This window comes from Gilliamella sp. BG2 (genome assembly GCF_046635645.1).
Lineage (GTDB): Bacteria > Pseudomonadota > Gammaproteobacteria > Enterobacterales > Orbaceae > Gilliamella > Gilliamella bombi.
The window spans coordinates 68,192-84,367 of sequence record NZ_JBIDFF010000007.1 but is presented as its reverse complement, the minus strand read 5'-3'; the positions used below and the strand labels follow the sequence as shown (position 1 = coordinate 84,367).

The following is a 16,176-nucleotide window of genomic DNA, read 5'->3' as shown; positions in this document are numbered from 1 at the left end:
ATAATCATGATAGTAATGCATTATTTTAGATTTATCATTGATATAATTAAGGTTTTTAATATTTTTATTTCCACCAATATTGAGGATTGCTCCTCAATATTTTTTACCCTTTCACACACACAACTTGCCGTAATTGATGGACAATTTCGACCAGTTCATTTTGGGCTGTCATTACCGCATCAATATCTTTGTATGCCATTGGGATTTCATCAATCACGTTGGCATCTTTTCGGCATTCAACGTGTGCTGTTGCTTTAATTTGGTCTTTAATGGTAAATTTCTTTTTAGCTTCTGTTCGGCTCATAACTCGCCCTGCACCGTGCGAGCATGAACAGAAACTTTCTTCATTACCAAGTCCTCGCACAATATAGCTTTTAGCTCCCATTGATCCCGGAATAATCCCTAGTTCACCTTTTCGAGCAGACACTGCACCTTTACGTGTAATGAAAATGTCTTCACCAAAATGTTGCTCTTTTTGCACATAGTTATGGTGACAATTTACCGCCGACATGTGCGTGGTAAATGGTTTAGTAATGACTTTACGCATTGCTAAGATAACATTATTCATCATGGCTTCACGGTTGAGCTTTGCAAATTCTTGCGCCCAATGCACAGCATCAACATAATCATGAAAATGTTCGGTTCCTTCTTCCAAATATGCTAAGTCTTTATCAGGTAGATTTTTGTTATGGACTTCCATATCTTTTCGTGCCATTTCTATAAAAAAGTTACCAATAGCATTACCTACACCTCGTGATCCACTATGCAACATAATCCAAACTCGATCGGCTTCGTCCAAACAAATTTCGATAAAATGGTTGCCAGTGCCAAGTGTGCCTAAATGCCGGTAATTATTGGTTTTTAAAAAATTTGGATATTTTTCTGTTAACTTTTCAAAACCGGGTAATAACTGTTGCCAATACTGGTCAATGAGTAATGGTGGATTTTGCCAGCTACCAATATCTTGTCGACGATTATGAGGCGATCGGCCATGCGGTACTGCTTTTTCAATTTCATTTCGTAACGGTAATAGATTGTCAGGTAAATCACTCGCTATTAAAGACGTTTGCACAGCAATCATGCCACAACCAATATCCACCCCTACAGTTGCCGGTATAATTGCGCCTATCGTTGGGATCACACTACCGATAGTTGATCCTTTACCGACATGCACATCAGGCATGACGGCGATATGTTTAAAAATAAACGGTAATTGTGCCGTTTTGGTTAATTGTGTTTTGGCTTCTTCTTCAACAGGCACGCCTTTTGTCCACATTTTTATTGGTTTGGCATTATCTGTTTGTAATAAGTTATATTGTGTCATGCTTTATTCCTTTTTTATCATGCAACAGTTAATTGCATGATGTTACATTTTTATTTCTAACCTTTAGGTTGGATATTAATCAAACCATGTAATACTTGATCTAGTCCCCCCACTACCGAGATCTTATCGATGCGTTCAGCAATACGTTCTAGGGTTTCCATCTCTTTTAAGCGTAAAGCCACTGGGTTGTTTTCCATCACTTTCGCTGTGTTTAATAATGAACGAGTGGCCGAGGTTTCTTCGCGGCGACGTATCACATTGGCTTGTGCTGATTTTTCAGCTTCAACCACTTGCGATAAAATTGCTTTCATATCGCCGGGTAAAATAATATCTTTTACTCCTAACGAGATAGTTGCAATGCCAAAACCTTCTAAACGCATTTGTACATGCTTACTTACCACTTCATCGATGATGTTTTTATTTTCAAGCAATTCATCTAATGTGCGAGTGCCAATTGCTTCACGTAAACCAAACTGGAGTTCTCGATAAAGTAATTCAGCAGGGCTTGCTGTTTTTTCAAATGCCATTAAAACATCTGTATAACGCCAGTTTGCAACCAAATTGATACGTAAATTCACTTTATCTTTAGTTAAAATTTCTTGACCTGCAACTTCTAATACTTGCAAACGAGTATCAACGATATCAACCGATATTTCACGGTTAAAACGCCAATAAGCTGTGATACCAGCTGTTAATAGCTGCTCAATTCTACCATTAACTTTTAATACTCCTACATGATAAGCCGGCACTTGGGCGATTAATACGCCATTATCCCCTATGATGCCTTTTTGCCGTAGTTTTGGTTGTAATAATTGTTCAATCATTTCATTATTTAAGGTATACCCCTTATTTAACTCAACCTTAACTATATGTTGTTTATCACTATTTTTCCAGTAAAGTCGTTTTGTTCCTGGCGGTAGAATTTCAACTAGCAAATCATTTTCATAACGCAACCCTACTTCGTTAGCGCCAACGTCCATTGCTATACAAAATTGTAATAGTTGCTGTGGTGTACGCTGTTCAATGGCATTAGCGATACGATCATCAATACGGTTTTCACGTAAATTAAATTTACCAAGTACAATAGTGTGTTTAAATGGACAGTAACCGACTACCGTTTCTGGCGCAATAATTTTTATTAATTGGTTATCAACAAATAAAGTACCGATTTGTTCATGAATAAAATGATGTAGAACTAATTTATCGATATTATTAATTGGTTCATTAGTGTTTTTTGCTTGCAGTAATTCATTAGTAATTTCAGTCGGTAATGCATAATCTTGTTGTAATAACACTTTTTTTATTGAGTGAGATTTATAGCTGTTCCAATATAATGTTTTGGTTGCAGGTAAAATCACTTCAACTAGTTTTTGCTGTTCATAACGTAATGCGATTTCATTAGTAGCTACATCGACCAAATAACAGTGCTGTTTAACAATGGTTGGATAAAAGTTAAGTAGTTGTTCAGCAATTTCTTCGGCTACTTTGGATACAGCTAAATCAATTATTTTATAACTAAGCGTATTGAATGGATCGGCTTTATGGTAAACACCTGCTGTTAAGATCTGAGTAATCTCGCCATGTTTATATAATACTGCAATTTCATATTTTTTTACTTTAATGGTTTTTATCATTGTATTATTCCTTTTACGACAATCAGCCATCGTGTTTGTGCCAATTTGCACGGGTTAAGTAACGAAATAATAGGGGGAGCATTAAAGTGAATAAGAAAATAATCCTTCTTATTGGTGTTTAACTTTCTGCCTATTATCCAGTTTTTTTATCTTAGCCATTTTTATTGATCACTAAGTTAACCGGTTTAAACTGGTGAATAAGAAAGTGGTAATACAGCTTTACCTCTTTCTTATTCAACACGATCACTGATTGTGTTTATTATTACTTTCATTTTTGGTTTTTGAAGTAGGACTCGAACCTACCACATATCGATCCCTTGTCGATTGTTCTACCTGATGAACTATTCAAAAATTTGCTTTGATACAGCAACCTAATCACATAATTAGAAATACATGTTGATAATCTTTGGCTCCTTTATCCCATGGATAAATACGTAAAGTATTCGCTATGTACCTTGCTGCTATAAAAAAACAGCATATGTTTACTTAGGTACATTCAATAATGCTAAAAGTGTGCCAAAATTTTCAAAAAATAAAAAATTATTTGTAATTATTTGATTTATATATAAATAATAAGGTTGAAATATTTTTTGATAAAATATAAGTAGATTGTAATAGATTTATTTTTTATAATTTTATCTAGTTATTTATAATTTTTTATAAAAATGAAAAAGAATGTAGTGTTTGGTTTTTTAGGAAATGTATTGGATCAACGTGGTAAAGGTAAACGACGATGGTTGCAATGGCGACCGACTATCGATTTATGTCATCAATCTGATCTACCATTAACTCGATTTGAATTACTCTATTATCAAAACGATTATCATCTGCTTTGCGAAGTTGTTAAAGATATTAAAATTTTATCACCACAAACCGAAGTAAGGCCAATCGCAGTAAATATAGATGATCCATGGGATTTTGAACAAGTTTATACCTGCCTTTTTGATATTTCGAAAAACTACTCATTTAATTCAGAACAAGAAGAGTATTATTTGCATATCACAACAGGTACGCATGTCGCACAGATTTGTTGGTTTTTACTAGCAGAATCGCGCTATTATCCAGCTAAATTATTACAAATGTCTCCACCATCCAAAAAGGAGATAATAGAAAAAAATTATAACTTAGAGGAAGCAGATCTTATTGCGCAAGTACCTTACGGTAATATGAATATCATCGATTTGAATTTGCATCGTTATGATAAAATCTTAACCCGTTTTCAACAATATGCCATTCAAGCAACAGATCTGTTAAAGTCAGGTATCGCTACTCGTAACCAACAATTTAATCAATTAATTGCTGAAATAGAACAGGTTGCTAGCCGATCGCATGCCCCTATTTTATTGTGTGGGCCAACTGGTGCAGGTAAATCATTTTTAGCTAAACAAATTTATTTGCTAAAACACACTAATCATCAAATTAACGGTCAATTTGTCGAAATTAACTGCGCCACCTTACGAGGTGATAGTGCAATGTCAACCTTATTTGGCCATGTGAAAGGAGCATTTACGGGTGCAAATCTCGCTCGTACCGGTTTACTTAAAAATGCTGATGGGGGATTATTATTTTTAGATGAAATTGGTGAACTTGGGCTTGATGAACAAGCAATGTTATTAAAAGCGATCGAAGAGAAACAATTTTATCCATTTGGTAGTGATAAACCGATTCAGAGTGATTTTCAATTAATTGCTGGGACTAATAAAGATCTTAAATTGGCGATTGAGAATGGTGAATTTCGTGAAGATCTGTTTGCCAGAATCAATTTGTGGAGTTATCAACTGCCGAGTTTAGCCGAACGAAAAGAAGATATCGAACCGAATATTGATTATGAATTGGCGCGTTATGCTAAAGAATACGGCATTATGCCACGTTTCAATCAACAATCAAGACGTGCTTATTTAGCTTTTGCTACCTCTCAGGAAGCCTTATGGCAGGGTAACTTTCGTGAATTAAATAGCTCGATTATTCGAATGGCTACGTTAGCACCACAAGCTAATATTACGTTGGAACAAGTAGAAAAAGAGATTCTACGCTTAAAACAAAACTGGGGGAAACACAAATCAGATGACTCTTTAATTCCATTAGAAATAGATGAATTTGATCGCTTCCAATTGGAAAAGGTGATTGAAATCTGCCAAAAAAGTAGCTGTTTATCTGAAGCTGGCAGAAAATTGTTCGCTGTGTCTCGCATAAAAAAACAACGTAGCAATGATGCTGATCGATTAAAAAAATATTTGGCAAAGTTTGGTTTAAGTTGGGATATGGTTAATAAAGCTTAATCAATGTATTGGTAAAATCTATTCCATAAATGAAAAGATTTTTACTGACAACTGTATTTATACATTTAAACTAATTAAACGAGATTGTTCATCAAATTTAGCAACTACTCTTTGCTCACCTTTTATTGCAACAAGCTCTGTTTGAGCTGTCAAATCGCTTTGTTTGACTTGATAATCTTTAGCAATTAGATAGTACTTAAGTGCCTGGTAATGATCCACATCAAAGTTTGAAATAAATTGAGAAAATATTTCAAAAATTTGGGTTTGATTATTTTTCTGCTCATGGTTATCACTTTCAAATGAAGAACTCCCAAACAGATTTGTTATAAATTTTGGAAAAATTTTAGAGATTTTATTCTGGTTATTATTTTTTGAGTTAATATGATCTTTTTTTATGGTTACCAATGCTATTCCTTGCCCAAAATCAGCCAGATAATATCCATCGGTATTAAACATTCCTGTAGCAATTACCCCTATTTTGTATAAATCTTCTTGTGTAGTGTCAAATTGAGCAGAAGTGAATAAATTAATATCATTTTCTTCACCATAGCTTTTTAAACTCAACGCTTGTTCAATAACCGATGTGGGTAACTGCGATGCTTCGTTATTCCAAGACCAAAGCCATGTTTCAGAAGATAAAGAAAAAGTACCTAATAATTGAATAGAAAAGGTTATATTATCACCAAAATAGATAACACCTTGATTGATATCTATTTGCCAATTGCTATCGCCAATTATTTCATAAAAATTGAGCTGTTTTTCAAATCCATAACAACCAAAGTGCTCTAACAATTCTTTTTCTGATTTGCATGGTGTTAGCATAACTTTTTGTATCCCCATACCCATAATAATTCTTTATTTTCTCTTTTAAATTTTATGTTTTGATTTAATACTGATATGTAATCCATAATATTAATATATGGTTTATCAAATCTCAATATCTTTACAGATAAAGATTTTTTGTATAGAATGTGCCCGCTTTCCTGAATAGTGCTGCTGCAGGAAAACAGTAATTATCTTCTCAATATGAGGAGACACTATTTTATTGTTTTCTAGGTGGCTATTATGTCTACATTTACCCGTTTACAAAAACGTTTGTCCCGCCTTGGGATTGAAAGTCATTTTAATAATGATATTTATACTTTTAATAAAGAAAATACTACTGCTCAGGTATTATTGCCTAATCCTTTACCATTAGAGGAAAAAGCCGTAGAACAACTATTAAATTTTGCTTCAGTTAAAATACCTAATAGTTTAGGTAAAGTTTGTACTGCGCGTGCAACACCCGATTTTCATCCGGGTACTATTGCACCAGTAGGTAGTATTGTCGCTACCACGCAGAATTTTATTATTCCAGCTGCAATTGGCACTGATATTAATTGTGGTATGCGGCTTTTTACAACGGGCTTAAGTTATGAGCAAGTGTGTAAACAAAAGTCTTCAATTATTGCGCAATTAAAACGCGTATTATTGCAAGATGAACGTGATGTTCCTGTTACGCCGCAATCTTTTCAAGCATTATTTGATCAAGATATTTCGGCATGGTTATCTGAATTACCTCAGCATGGGCTATGGAATTCGGTTAATTATGAACGGTTACGGGCAGAGCTTGATAAAATATCTGGTAATCATTTAATTGTGGCAGATAGTAAATATGCACCTGAAGCCTTTTTTGAAAAGCGAGATATTATCCGTCCTGCTAGCTTAGGTACTGTTGGTTCTGGTAACCATTTTGTTGAGTTACAAATTGTTGATGAGATAATGGATCGTCATTTAGCTTATCAATTAGGTCTTCAAAAAAATAGTATTGTTGTTATGATCCATACTGGATCACGTGATGTTGGATTTTATATTGGTCAACGTTGGCAAGATAGAGCAAAAGCCCTATGGCCAGCTAATGAAAAACAGCCTAAATCAGGATTGTTTGGCTTGACTGATAATGACGCTAAAGCTTATTTACAAGCAATGGGCGTTGCTGCTCGATATGCTTGGATAAATCGTATTGTCATCACCGAGTTAATACGTAAATCGTTATCAACGATCTTTCATCAAGATGATAGTCAATTAGTGGTTGATATTTCTCATAATATTATTTTACCAGAGCAAGGCATGAATATTCATCGTAAAGGTGCTACGCCTGCATATACAGGTCAAATAACATTAATTCCTGGGTCGATGGGTGATCACTCTTATGTAGCAGTTGGTAAAGGTAATGAAGAGTGGTTATGGTCTTGTTCACATGGTGCAGGAAGAGCAGAAAGAAGGCAAAACATGCGTAATAAAAAGGTAGAGTTTGAAAAGACTACCTTACCATGGCAATGCATTACTCTCAAAGAAGAGCGGCTACGCGAAGAAGCGCCTATAGCATACAAACCAATTACACCAGTAATTGAGGCGCAACAAAAAGCCGATTTGATTCAAACCATAGTTAAACTTAAACCTTGGATTACGTTTAAAGTATAATAAGGAAAATATTTTGTGCTAGAATTTATTATTTAATCAAAATATTAATATAAAATTTTAGCACAAAATACTTATTGTTTAGAAGAATAACATAGAAATGATATTCTTTTATAACATCAACTCCATCCCCCGATACCGTAAATCTGGTTTTTTAATCCACGCTTGAGCATCAATAATTGCCAATTCTCGAGCCTCTTTTTGTTTGGTGATCTCTAGCACGTGATTAGCGGCATTGGCGGCTAATTCAAATGCCATTAATTGGGATTGTCCATTAATTAGATGCACAGTGAACAAGCTACAAATTAAATCACCCACACCTAATGGACGATGTGGAAAGTCATATAGTGGGCGAGCAAGATGATAGTTTTGGGTTGGCGTAGCTAACACCATTTCAAATAGGTTGGTTGTTTTGCCAGCGTGCACCAAATTTTTTACTAATATAGCTTTAATAGACTGTTTTTGTAGTTTTTTTATTGCATTTAGTACATCGTTAAATGTTTTAATTTCGATATCAGAAAGTATTTGTAATTCTAATAAATTTGGTGTGATATAGTCGGCTTGTTTAACCGCTTGTTTAGTGAAGAAATCAATAATACCTTGTGGCAGTGAACTACCTTTATTGATATCGCCCCCCATAACAGGATCACAAACATAGATAGCATTAGGGTTATAGTATTTAATTTTGTTGACTGCTTCTAAGATCTCTTCGCCTTGTTCAGCAAGACCAATATAACCTGAAATGATGGCGTCAATGGACTTTAAAATCCCAATTTTTTCTAGACTATTAACTATTCGTGTAATTTGTTTAGTACCAAGCACTATGCCATCATAATGAGGATAAACCGTATTACTGGATAATTGCACGGTATGGATCGGCATAACTTCAACGCCTTGTAGCTGCATGGCTAATGTCGATACTTTGTTACCGGCATAACCATAAACAACATTTGATTGAATTGATAATACTGTTTTCATATGTTTGCCTTATTATTCGTCATAGTAATGATAGCGGTTTAGGAGATAGATACAGATGATAGATATCAATGCTAAACAACAATAAAACAAGGCTAATGGTATCCAAAAAGCTTTGTAAGTATAAATAATATATGCCCCTATCATCGGAATTAGGCTACCAAAAATGGCAGCGCAACCTTGATAGCTGATAGATAATCCTGTGTAACGTATTCTGGTAGGAAAAACTCGACTTAAATAGCCCGCTATTACGCCATAAAAGCCACTGTAGCAAATTACGTTGAGCGAAATACCAATAATAAAGCTATTTTTTGTGCCTAGCTGAATGATTGGGAATAATAAAAATACCGATCCCATTGCTAAGATTGCCGAACAAATTAAAAATCGTGTTGCCAAGTATTTTTCTGAAAAATAGGCAATAAAAGGTTGCACAACAAAATGCACAATTGCAATCCAAAATAGAGCATCAACAATTATCTTGTCTTCAATACCTAGTGCAATAGTGGTATAGCCAATCATTAATGTATTAGAAAATATTCCACTAAATGACAATACATTAGCGCCAATGCTTAAAATTAATAGCGGTGTTGATTTTTTTAAAACTTCAATAATCGGTATTGAGTCTTGCTTTAAGTTTGCTTGCTTTTTGCATGATTCGATAAAGACAGGTGACTCGCTTAAGGTGACTCTAGCAATAATGCCAATAATTAATAAAATAGAACTGGCTAAAAATGGAATACGCCAATAGCCACTATTAATAAGCTCAGCTATAGGTGAACGGATAATATAAGAAAAGACCAATAATGCTAAAATATTTCCTGCTGGGCTTCCCCACTGTGCAAAGGAGGAAAAGAAGTTTTTCAACCCTTTTGGGGCATGTTCATTGGTTATAAGCACTGCACCGCCCCATTCACCACCAACCGCAATCCCTTGTAATATGCGTAATGTAACTAATAAAATTGGTGATAAAATGCCTGCTTGTTGATAAGAGGGTAATAAACCAACACAGGTGGTGGCACACCCCATTAAAACCAACGTAGTAATTAACGATTTTTTACGCCCCAAACGATCACCAATATGACCAAATAGTAACGCTCCTAAAGGACGTGATAAAAATCCCACGGCAAAGGTGGCAAAAGATCCTAAGATTTGCACAAATTGATTATCATCAGGAAAAAAAAGCTGACCAAATATTAATACTGATGCCAAGGCATAGATATAAAAATCATACCATTCAATGGTCGTACCAATAAAGGCGGCAAAAGCGACTTTTTTAGCTGATGAATTGGACATAAGTAATCTTAGGTCTATCGCGGTTGTAAGTTAATAATGAGTACGAAACTAGCACAAAACTATTAATATGACAATTTGTTATCTTCTAAGAAAAGAAAAATACAATGGATAGATTTAGTATCTAATTTAGTGACAGAATTAACTGTCACCTTTATTATTTTCCTCTATACAGAAACACGCAATTTTATGTTCATTATAATTAATAAGCTGTGGTTGTTCTGTTGTACAACGTGAAAATGCTAAACGGCATCGAGCATTAAACGCACAACCCATAGGTGGATTTAGCGGACTTGGTAATTCACCTTCTAATTTAATTCTATCTCGTCTAAGATCAGGGTTTAATCTTGGGGTTGCTGATAATAGTGCCTGAGTATATGGATGTTTAGGGTTACGATAGATTTCATCTTTTCGTCCTTGTTCAACGCAACGACCCAAATACATTACCATTACGTCATCAGCAATGTGTTCAACGACGGAAAGGTCATGAGAAATAAAAATATAAGATAAACCTAGGTCTTGCTGTAGATCCATCATCAAATTTAGCACTTGTGCTCGTACAGAAACGTCTAATGCTGAAACAGGTTCATCAGCAACTACTATTTCGGGATCAAGCATTAAACCTCTTGCGATAGCAATGCGTTGACGTTGTCCTCCTGAAAACATATGGGGATAACGGTTATAAAACTCTTCTTTTAATCCAACTTTTTGCATCATTGATAGTACTTTTGCTTTACGATCATTTGCTGTTAGATCAGTATTAATAATTAGAGGCTCTTCTAATATGGAACCGATTTTTTTGCGGGGGTTCAATGATGAGTATGGATTCTGGAAAACGATTTGAATCTTTTGGCGACGCAATTTTTGCGCTTGTTGATCATTATCCAACAAATTCTGATTTTTAAAATAAATTTCTCCAGATGTGGGTTTTTCAATCATTGTTAGTAATCTTGCTAATGAGGATTTACCACAACCTGATTCACCGACAACCGCAAGTGTTTTAGCTTTGTCTAATGTAAAAGATACACCGTCAACGGCTTTAACTTGCTTGGTTTCAGAAAAAAGTCCCGTTTTAACATGATAATATTTTGTCAAGTTTCGGGCATCAAGCAGTAATTCATTATTTTCCATGTTATTGTTCATATTGTGGTATCCCTTCGCTTGATAGTGGATAATGACATTTTACTTTTCTAGTTTCACCATAGCTAACTAGTGCTGGTTCTTGGGTATAACAATGTTCAGTAGCATAAGGACAACGAGGGTTGAGTAAACAGCCTGTTGGTCGATCATATTTTCCTGGTACAACGCCTGATAATGATGCTAATCGTTCTTTATCTTGAGTAAATTCAGGGAGAGAGCGTAATAATGCCTGTGTGTAAGGGTGTAATGGTTTTTTAAAGATAATTTCAGCATCTCCTATTTCAACCACCTGTCCAGCATACATTACAATAATTTTTTGTGCAGCCTCAGAAACTAACGCTAAGTCATGAGTAATAAGTATTAATGCCATATTATTTTTGCGTTGTAACTCAAGTAATAACTCAATAATTTGCCCTTGAATTGTGACATCTAGTGCTGTTGTTGGTTCATCAGCAATTAAGAGTTTTGGATTGCATGCAATGGCTATTGCAATCATTACTCGTTGGCTCATTCCGCCAGATAACTGGTGCGGGTAAACCTTTAATCGATTTTCAGCATCAGGAATTCCGACTAATTTAAGCAATTCAATCGCTCTTGCTTTGAGCGCTTTTTTACTGCCACCTTGGTGGATTTTTAATGTTTCAATGATTTGGTAACCGATGGTAAAACATGGGTTTAAGCTAGTCATCGGATCTTGAAAGATCATTGCCACATCTGCACCTACAATTTTACGGCGCATTTTAGTTGAGATTTGTTGAAGATCTTTGCCATCAAAGTGTAATGCATTTGCATTGACCTTACCGGGAAAATCAATTAATCCCATTATGGCGAGTGAACTCACTGATTTTCCTGAACCTGATTCACCAACAATACCAACAACTTGCCCTTGTTCAACGTCATAACTAATGTGATCTACTGCTTTAAATCCACCAAATTGAACAGATAATTCTTTTACTTCTAATAGTGCCATGACTGTATCTCCATTACTGTTTCAATTTAGGATCAAGTGCGTCTCGCAAACCATCTCCCATTAAGTTGAAAGCTAACACTGTCATTAAAATTACTAAACCAGGAAAGGTAACGACCCACCATGCTGATTGTGCAAATTGCAATACGTCAGCAAGCATTGTTCCCCATTCTGGTGTTGGTGGTTGTGCACCCATGCCTAAAAAACCTAATGCAGCCATGTCTAAAATTGCGTTCGAAAATCCTAATGAAGCTTGTACAATTAATGGTGCTAAGCAGTTTGGTAGGATGTTGATAAACATTTGTCGTAAGGCTCCCGCCCCAGCAACTCGTGAGGCAATGACATAATCTTTATTAATTTCAGCAATCGTTGCTCCGCGTGTTAAGCGAACATAATGTGGTAATGCAACAAAAGCTAATGCTATTGAAGCGTTAATAATTGATGGACCAAATATTGCAACTAATACAAGTGCAAGTAGTAAACTCGGTAATGCAAGCATGATATCCACTGCACGCATAATTACATTGTCTAAAAAACCACCTGCATAACCAGCAATTAATCCTAATGTAATCCCTAAAATTAATGAGATAATAACTACTAAGCAACCGACTAATAAGGATAAACGGGCACCGTAAATGAGTCTGGATAGGATATCTCGTCCCACATCATCAGTTCCTAAAATAAATTGCCAACTGCCATCTTTCATCCAAACGGGTGGTGTTAGTAATGCATCTCTAAATTGTTCAGAAGGGGAATGTGGTGCAACAAAATTGGCAAAGATAGCTAGTAATACAACAATAATAATAAAGACTAGTCCAACGACTGCACCTTTATTTTTTGAAAAATAGAACCAGAACTCACGCATAGGCGTTAATGGTTTAGGTACGGCTAAACTGGTGTCTTGCGTATTGGTTGGTTCAGTAATAACCTGTTTATTCATCTGTAAAAACACTCTTATTTATGTCTAATACGCGGATTAATAACCCCGTACAACATATCAACTAATAAATTCACTAAAATAATTATGACCGCAACAATTAAAACGCCACTTTGTACAACGGGGTAATCTCGACGCTGTAGCGCTTCAATTAACCAACGACCAATTCCTGGCCATGAAAATACAGTTTCGGTCAATATGGCGCCGGCAAGCATTGTACCAACTTGTAAGCCGATAACGGTTACAACAGGGATCATTGCATTACGCAATGCATGAACAAGGACGATTCGCATTCTACTAACGCCTTTAGCTCGTGCGGTTCGAATATAATCTTCACTCAATACTTCTAACATAGAAGAACGAGTCATGCGGACAATTACTGCTAATGGAATAGTTCCCAACACAATTGCAGGTAAAATTAAGTGAGTAACTGCATCGATAAAATCGTCCGTTTCACCCCATAATAAAGTATCAATTAACATAAATCCGGTTAAAGGATTACTTTCATCTAAGAAAAGCATATCACTAACACGACCAGATACTGGGGTTAAATTTAAGTGTACTGAGACTAACATGATTAGCATCATCCCCCACCAAAAAATTGGCATGGAGTAACCTGTTAAAGATAGTCCTATTGCTGTGTGATCAAATATTGAACCACGTTTCACTGCGGCAAGAACACCGATTGGGATCCCAAAACTAACAGCAAACAACATTGCACAAAATCCAAGTTCAAACGTTGCTTTAAATCGGGGTACAAATTCATCCCATACTGGAATTTGGCTTTTAAAAGAGGTTCCTAAATCGCCATGAAGCATGTTTATAATATATTGAAAATATTGTTGATACAGTGGTTTATCTAAACCCAGTTGAGTCATTAATTCAGCATGGCGTTCAGGGGTTAAACCTCGCTCTCCTGCAAGCACCATAATGGGATCACCAGGAATAAGGTGAACAAAAATAAAAGTAAGCAGTGTGATACAAATAAACGTTGGAATAAGTACACCTAACCGCTTTAGAATAAATTGAAACATGTAGTAGCTCTTAAATATTGCTTTTAAACTATCGTTTATAAAATAGATAAAATTTTTATTATTATTAAAAAATAGATTTATAGCTCTAAATTTAGCAAAACCCAACGTAGTGATTAACCACACATTGGTGGTTAATCGTTAGGAATACTATTTTTCAAGCGTAACTTGGTTAAAGTCATGTAATGACAGAGGCGCCATAATATAGCCTTTAACTTCTTTGCGTAATGGCATATAAACCATTGAATGCGCAATCATCAATGCAGGTGCTTGATTATGCATTTCAACTTGTGCTTGTTTATATAGCTCAACTCTTTTTTCGTGATTTGACTCAATACGCGCTTGTTGCAATAAATCATCAAATGGTTTGTAACACCAGCGTGAATAGTTTGAACCTGCTTTAACCGCATCACAGCTCATCAAGACAGAATAAAAGTTATCAGGGTCGCCATTATCTCCAGTCCAGCCCATTAATACAGCATCATGTTCACCATCACGAATACGAGATAGATATTCTCCCCATTCATAACTCACAATTTTAGCTGTTACGCCAATTTTAGCCCAATCCGCTTGAATCATTTCGGCCATACGGCGTGCATTTGGGTTATATGGGCGTTGTACTGGCATTGCCCATAAATTGATAGTAAACCCGTTCTCTAATCCCGCTGATTTTAATAACTCTTTTGCTTGCGCTGGATCATAAGGATAATCTTTCACTTCATCGTTATAACTCCACATTGATGGAGGAATAAAGTTTTTAGCTGGTTCAGCTGCACCTTGAAAAACAGCTTTTATAATCGCATCTTTGTTCACGGCCATATTTAATGCTTGACGAACTTGCAATTTATCAAGTGGCGGCTTATCCATATTGTAGGCTAAATAGCCAATGTTAACGCCAGCCATTTCTTTAACAACAATATTTTTGTCTGATTTCATTCGTTCAACATCGGCTACATTTGGGTATGGCATAGCATGACACTCGCCTTTTTGTAACTTAGCATAACGAATTGCGGCATCTGGTGTAATAGAAAACACTAAGCGATCAAGTTTGGCTTTTGGACCAAAATAATCGGGATTTGCTTTATAAAGAATTCTGGAGTCTTTTTGGTATTGTACAAAAGTAAATGGGCCCGTACCAACAGGAACTAAGTCTAATTTTTCTGGTGTGTTTTTCTTAAGCATAGTATCAGCATATTCAGCTGATAAGATTGATGCAAATGACATTGCTAAATCTGCTAAAAAAGGGGCTTCTGGATGGTTTAATTCAAATACAACAGTATGGTCATCAATCTTTTTAATTTCTTTGATTAAATCTGGGAATCCCATACTTTCAAAGTATTCATATTGTCCACCAGAAACTTTGTTATAAGGATGATTTTTATCTTTTTGTCGCATAAATGTAAAAATAACATCATCAGCATTTAGGTTTCGTGTTGGTTTGAACTCTTTATTGCTATGCCACTTAACATCATCGCGTAAATGAAAAGTATAGGTTAAACCATCTTGGCTGATATCCCAAGATTTGGCTAAAGAAGGTTCAATTTCGGTAGTACCTAATTTAAATTCTACCAAACGATTATAAACAGGAACTGCACTCGCATCCATTGAAATACCACTTGTTGCTAACTGTGGATTAAATATTTCAGGTGAAGCTTCTGCACAATAAACTAACGTTCCTGCAGCATGAAGTTGTGCACTCGCAAGCATTGTTATTAGTCCTGCACTCAATAAGAATTTACGTTTATATTTCCTTAGATTACTCATAAAACCACTCCAATTATTTAACTGTAAACCGATTTTGTAACATTTAAACACAGGTAAGAATGTCGTATTTTTAATATTTTTTAAATATAGATTTAGTAAAACGTTCTAATTTTTATATTAATTAACTTTTATTTGGTTTAAATTCATATTTTTTATTTTTTGCACATATACAGTGCAAAGCGTACTATAATTAAAATTGCGATATAGCATAAAAGTTACAATAAAATTCCATTTTAGATTAAAAATAACTTTTAACAACAATATAACGACAGTTAAGTACTATGTAACAGATAAAATAAGCAAAAATAGTGCCATTTTTAATTTACAAATTCATATTAAAAAAGAACAGGTATATTTTATTTTCGTAGTTCTTAA

12 protein-coding genes and 1 tRNA gene are annotated in these 16,176 nt (G+C 35.1%); 2 read left to right on the top strand and 11 right to left on the bottom strand.

From position 1 onward, the window contains the following. Positions 1-103 precede the first annotated feature (103 nt). The 3 genes from ACGH6Q_RS04640 to ACGH6Q_RS04630 form a co-directional block, all read right to left on the bottom strand. The gene (locus ACGH6Q_RS04640) at positions 104-1,324 is read right to left on the bottom strand and encodes an RtcB family protein (RefSeq protein ID WP_411592109.1); all 1,221 of its coding nucleotides are present in this window, start codon (positions 1,322-1,324) and stop codon (positions 104-106) included. A gap of 56 nt (positions 1,325-1,380) precedes the next feature. Next, positions 1,381-2,532 (bottom strand): slipin family protein, encoded by a 1,152-nt coding sequence (locus tag ACGH6Q_RS04635; RefSeq protein WP_411592136.1) that lies wholly within the window; start codon positions 2,530-2,532, stop codon positions 1,381-1,383. Between the two features lie 701 nt (positions 2,533-3,233). Beyond that, positions 3,234-3,309 (bottom strand) — tRNA-Pro (locus tag ACGH6Q_RS04630). A 314-nt stretch (positions 3,310-3,623) separates the two neighbouring features. On the opposite strand from ACGH6Q_RS04630, the gene rtcR reads away from it, so the two are divergent. Further along, positions 3,624-5,237, top strand: a complete 1,614-nt coding sequence (rtcR, locus tag ACGH6Q_RS04625) for an RNA repair transcriptional activator RtcR (RefSeq protein ID WP_296317579.1) — start codon at positions 3,624-3,626, stop codon at positions 5,235-5,237. A gap of 57 nt (positions 5,238-5,294) precedes the next feature. Here rtcR and ACGH6Q_RS04620 read toward each other — a convergent pair whose 3' ends face one another. Next, complete coding sequence (locus tag ACGH6Q_RS04620; RefSeq protein WP_411592107.1) at positions 5,295-6,059, bottom strand: DUF6882 domain-containing protein; 765 nt, start codon at positions 6,057-6,059, stop codon at positions 5,295-5,297. Between the two features lie 243 nt (positions 6,060-6,302). On the opposite strand from ACGH6Q_RS04620, the gene ACGH6Q_RS04615 reads away from it, so the two are divergent. Further along, positions 6,303-7,700: an RtcB family protein gene (locus ACGH6Q_RS04615; protein WP_296300563.1), complete on the top strand. Its 1,398-nt coding sequence runs from the start codon at positions 6,303-6,305 to the stop codon at positions 7,698-7,700. A 108-nt stretch (positions 7,701-7,808) separates the two neighbouring features. Here the strand turns inward: ACGH6Q_RS04615 and pdxY are convergent, their stop codons facing one another. The 7 genes from pdxY to ACGH6Q_RS04580 form a co-directional block, all read right to left on the bottom strand. Continuing rightward, complete coding sequence (pdxY, locus tag ACGH6Q_RS04610; protein ID WP_411592106.1) at positions 7,809-8,675, bottom strand: pyridoxal kinase PdxY; 867 nt, start codon at positions 8,673-8,675, stop codon at positions 7,809-7,811. 12 nt (positions 8,676-8,687) lie between these two features. Continuing rightward, on the bottom strand, positions 8,688-9,965 hold the full coding sequence (locus ACGH6Q_RS04605; protein WP_411592104.1) for an MFS transporter: 1,278 nt from the start codon (positions 9,963-9,965) through the stop codon (positions 8,688-8,690). A 138-nt stretch (positions 9,966-10,103) separates the two neighbouring features. Beyond that, positions 10,104-11,105, bottom strand: a complete 1,002-nt coding sequence (locus ACGH6Q_RS04600) for a peptide ABC transporter ATP-binding protein (RefSeq protein WP_065561599.1) — start codon at positions 11,103-11,105, stop codon at positions 10,104-10,106. Then, positions 11,095-12,072 carry a dipeptide ABC transporter ATP-binding protein gene (dppD, locus tag ACGH6Q_RS04595; RefSeq protein WP_065561598.1) on the bottom strand — a complete coding sequence of 326 codons (978 nt, stop codon included), beginning with the start codon at positions 12,070-12,072 and terminating at the stop codon, positions 11,095-11,097. The genes ACGH6Q_RS04600 and dppD overlap by 11 nt, the downstream gene beginning before the upstream one ends. Before the next feature lie 13 nt (positions 12,073-12,085). Then, entirely contained in the window at positions 12,086-13,009 is a 924-nt protein-coding gene (gene dppC, locus ACGH6Q_RS04590) for a dipeptide ABC transporter permease DppC (RefSeq protein WP_065610751.1), read from the bottom strand. A 14-nt stretch (positions 13,010-13,023) separates the two neighbouring features. Continuing rightward, the gene (dppB, locus tag ACGH6Q_RS04585; RefSeq protein ID WP_411592101.1) at positions 13,024-14,040 is read right to left on the bottom strand and encodes a dipeptide ABC transporter permease DppB; all 1,017 of its coding nucleotides are present in this window, start codon (positions 14,038-14,040) and stop codon (positions 13,024-13,026) included. Between the two features lie 147 nt (positions 14,041-14,187). Beyond that, positions 14,188-15,801: an ABC transporter substrate-binding protein gene (locus ACGH6Q_RS04580; protein ID WP_411592098.1), complete on the bottom strand. Its 1,614-nt coding sequence runs from the start codon at positions 15,799-15,801 to the stop codon at positions 14,188-14,190. Between the last annotated feature and the right edge of the window lie 375 nt (positions 15,802-16,176).